Source organism: Hymenobacter agri (genome assembly GCF_054778495.1).
The window spans coordinates 1-656 of sequence record NZ_BAAGZM010001199.1; the positions used below are offsets into that span (position 1 = coordinate 1).

Below are 656 nucleotides of genomic sequence, written 5' to 3' on the forward strand. Positions count from 1 at the left end.
GGCCGGCGCGTGTTTTCGACCACCAGCACCTCGGGCGTTTCGGACGCTGCGGCCAAGCGCAGGTGCAGCGGGTGCTCGCGCGAGGCCACGTTGTGCTTCAGGGCGTTTTCGACCAGTAGCTGCACGCTGAGGGGCGCCACGTGGCGGCTCAGGGCGGCGGGCACGATATTCACTTCAATCTGCAGGTTATCGCGAAAGCGGGCTTTGTGCAGCGCCAGGTAGGTTTCGACGAAGGCCAGCTCCTCGGCCAGCGGCACGGTGGCGCGGCCCTGGGCCAGCAGCACGTAGCGGTACACGTCGGCCAGCTGCTCCACAAAATCCTGGGCCGGTGCGTTGCCGGGCTCGATGAGCGCAGAGAGCGTATTGAGGTTGTTGAACAGAAAATGCGGGTCGAGCTGGCCCTGCAGGGCATCAAGCTGCGCTTGGTTCTGGGCGCGGCCCAGCTCCTCGGCCTGGCGCAGACTGGTTTTCCACTGCTCGAAGAAATAGATGGTTTCGTAGAGCGTGAGCACGGCTACGGTGGGCACCAGGCTGAAGCGGAACTGCGCCAGCAGCGCCGGGAGGGTAAGCGGGAAATCCTGCGGCAGCAGCGCGTGCGGCGGCAACACCAGCAGCCCCGACGTAGCGGCCGTGACCAGCACCGCCAGCCCGGCCAG

The 656-nt window shown here is 66.5% G+C and carries 1 protein-coding gene; it reads right to left on the reverse strand.

Going from position 1 to position 656, the window contains the following annotated elements; all coding sequences use genetic code 11:
• Positions 1-656, reverse strand: a 656-nt coding sequence (locus tag ACYVDE_RS25310; RefSeq protein ID WP_460504274.1) for a sensor histidine kinase, incomplete at both ends; no start/stop codon positions are given.